Origin of the sequence: Sphingomonas sp. LH128 (assembly GCF_000293195.2) — a bacterium.
Classification (GTDB): domain Bacteria; phylum Pseudomonadota; class Alphaproteobacteria; order Sphingomonadales; family Sphingomonadaceae; genus Novosphingobium; species Novosphingobium resinovorum_A.
Window position 1 is genome coordinate 1 of sequence record NZ_ALVC01000422.1, and the last position, 2,735, is coordinate 2,735.

Annotated in this window: 3 protein-coding genes and 1 pseudogene; 2 read left to right on the forward strand and 2 right to left on the reverse strand. The window is 69.8% G+C overall.

Annotated elements, in window-relative coordinates:
* Together LH128_RS27035 and LH128_RS27040 are read left to right on the forward strand one after the other, a co-directional pair.
* On the forward strand, window positions 1-201 hold a 201-nt coding region (locus LH128_RS27035; protein ID WP_008832883.1), incomplete at its 5' end, for a DUF411 domain-containing protein.
* A 65-nt stretch (window positions 202-266) separates the two neighbouring features.
* Window positions 267-2,237 carry a cytochrome c/FTR1 family iron permease gene (locus LH128_RS27040; protein ID WP_008832884.1) on the forward strand — a complete coding sequence of 657 codons (1,971 nt, stop codon included), beginning with the start codon at window positions 267-269 and terminating at the stop codon, window positions 2,235-2,237.
* 27 nt (window positions 2,238-2,264) lie between these two features.
* Here the strand turns inward: LH128_RS27040 and LH128_RS27045 are convergent, their stop codons facing one another.
* Together LH128_RS27045 and LH128_RS27050 are read right to left on the reverse strand one after the other, a co-directional pair.
* The gene (locus tag LH128_RS27045) at window positions 2,265-2,483 is read right to left on the reverse strand and encodes an amino acid ABC transporter ATP-binding protein (protein WP_008832885.1); all 219 of its coding nucleotides are present in this window, start codon (window positions 2,481-2,483) and stop codon (window positions 2,265-2,267) included.
* 64 nt (window positions 2,484-2,547) lie between these two features.
* A pseudogene (locus LH128_RS27050) lies at window positions 2,548-2,735 on the reverse strand (IS6 family transposase); the annotation flags it as partial.

The window sequence follows — 2,735 nt, forward strand, 5'->3', positions numbered from 1 at the left end:
GACGGCGCCGTCGTCGAGGGACATGCGCCCGCCGCTGACATCAAGCGCTTCCTCGCGGCGCGCCCGAAAGGGATGAAGGGCATAGCGGTCGCGGGCATGCCGCTCGGCACTCCCGGCATGGAAGCCCCGGGCCGCAAGCCCGATCGCTATTCGGTCGTGGCGTTCGGCGCCGGGCGGCAGGCCCTGTTCGCGAAACACTGACGATCGCAGGCCGGGGCGGTATCGCGCCGCCCCGGTCCACTCCCGAAGCAGGCGGAGCCAGACCCATGACGACGACCCTTTCCTCCGGCGGTGCCCGCCATCGGCGCCAGAAGGGAAAACGCCTGCGCCTCGGCGGGCTGCTTCTGCTCTTGCTCATGATCCTCCAGGCTGTGCCCGCGCGCGCCGACAGCGCGGCGGTGCAGACGAGCTGGCGGCTGCTCGATTATATCGCGGTCGACTATGCCGGGGCGGTCGCCGACGGAAAAATCGTCAGCGCTCCCGAATATGCCGAAATGGTCGAGTTCGCCGCCGAGGTCGAAAAGCGCGTCGCGGCCCTGCCGCCGAGCGATGCTCGTCCCGCGCTTGTCGGGCGCGCCGCAGCGCTCCGCCGCGCCATCGGCGCAAAGTCAGACGTAGCGGCGGTCGCCGCGCAGGCGCGCGATCTCGCCAAGGCGCTGCTCGCCGCCTATCCGGTGCCGCTCGCGCCCTCAGCGCCGCCGGACCTCGCGCGCGGCGCCGCGCTTTATGCGCAAAACTGCGCATCATGCCATGGTGCGGCCGGCGACGGCAAAGGCCCGCTCGCCGCCGGCCTCGATCCGCCGCCGATCGCCTTCACCGATGCGGCGCGCGCCGACCAGCGCAGCCTGTTCGGCCTGTATCAGGTCATCACCCAGGGACTCGAAGGCACGTCGATGGCGGGCTACGCCGCGCTGCCCGACGGCGATCGCTGGGCGCTGGCCTTCCATGTCGGGAGCCTCGCCTATCCCGCGACCGCCGCCGATGGCGCGGAGCGCTGGCGGGACGACGCCGGTCTGCGGGCCGAGCTGCCCGATCTGGCGGCGCTCACCGCAATGACCCCCGCCGCACTCGCGGCCGAACTCGGCGAGGACAGGGCCGCGGCGCTGACAGCCCATCTCCGCCGCCACCCCGAGGCGCTCGCCGCGGCGCCGTCGGGTTCGCTGCTCGCCGCGCGGGCACGGCTCGATGCCAGCCTCCGCGCCTATGCCGCGGGCGACCGGAAGGCCGCAGCCGATCTCGCGCTATCGGCCTATCTCGACGAATTCGAGCCCGTCGAAGCCGTGCTCGCGTCGCGCAATACGGCATTGATGGCGCGGATCGAGGGCGCGATGGCAGACCTGCGCAGCGCGATCGGCAAGCGACGCCCCGTCGCAGAGGTCGAGGCCGCCGTCTCGGCGCTCGACGGACTGTTCGCCGAAGCCGAAGCCATCCTCGCGCCCGAACGCGCGAGTCCGGTGTCGAGCTTCCTCGGCGCCTTCGGCGTTCTCCTGCGCGAAGGGCTTGAGGCGCTGCTGATCGTCATCGCCATGATCGCTTTCGTTCGCAAGGCCGGTCGGCCGCAGCTTCTGCCCTATGTCCATGGCGGGTGGATCGCGGCGCTCGGCGCCGGGACGTTGACCTGGGCGGTCGCGACCTATGCCATCGGAATCAGCGGCGCCTCGCGCGAGCTCACCGAAGGCTTCGGCTCGCTTTTCGCTGCCGTCATCCTGCTCTCCGTCGGCATCTGGATGCACGGGAAGAGCAACGCCGACGCCTGGCAAGGCTATATAAGGGACAAGATGGCGCGGGCGCTCTCGCGCCGGTCGGCCTGGTTCCTGTTCCTGCTCGCCTTTGTCGTCGTCTATCGCGAGGTGTTCGAGACGATCCTCTTTTATGCCGCCCTCTGGACACAGGGAAATGGCGGCGCGATGCTCGCCGGCGCCGCCGCGGCGGCCGTCCTGCTGATTATCATCGCCGCGATCATGCTGCGTTACAGCGCGAAGCTTCCGATCACCCGATTCTTCGCCTGGAGTTCGGTGCTGATCGCAATCCTCGCGGTCGTGCTGACCGGGAAGGGCATCGCCGGGTTGCAGGAGGCGGGCTTGCTCGCGGTCGATCCATGGCACGGCGTTCCGCGCATCGCACTGCTCGGTATCTTCCCGACCGCGCAGGGTGTGCTGGCGCAGCTCGCGGCCCTTGCGATCCTGATCGCCGGCTTCGGCATCAACCGGCGCATGAGGCGGCGGATCGCGCGATGACGCCGCCTGCCCCGAGACGGGCTGGGCTCAGTGCGCGATCAGCTGGTCGAGAAACGCCCGCGCCCGCTCGCTCGCCGGCGCGCTGAAAAATGCGGCCGGCGCCGCGTCTTCGACGATCCGCCCCGCGTCCATGAACAGGATGCGGTCGGCCGCCTCGCGCGCGAAGCCCATTTCGTGGGTCACGCACACCATCGTCCGCCCCTCGGCCGCGAGCGCCGTCATCACCTCGAGCACTTCCTTGATCATCTCGGGATCGGGCTCTGTTGCAAAGATTGGCGGCAGTCAGAGGTAGGCTGTCGCTCTGCGCCGATCAGGCGGCTGCTGCGAAATGGTGGTTGAGCATGCCCATGGCCTCCGTCAGCGCCGAGGGCCCAATGCCAAAAGCTCTCTCCACAAGGCGCACCTCGCCCCTGATGCCGGGCTGCAGGCACCAGGGGCGAGCCTGTCCTTTGCGCAGGGCTCGCATGACTTCGAATCCCTTGATCGTGGCATAGGCCG

Bases quoted from the DNA above. Each gene is read 5' to 3' on its own strand.
- LH128_RS27045 (WP_008832885.1), bottom strand. From the start codon at position 2,483: ATGATCAAGGAAGTGCTCGAGGTGATGACGGCGCTCGCGGCCGAGGGG.
- LH128_RS27040 (WP_008832884.1), top strand. From the start codon at position 267: ATGACGACGACCCTTTCCTCCGGCGGTGCCCGCCATCGGCGCCAGAAG.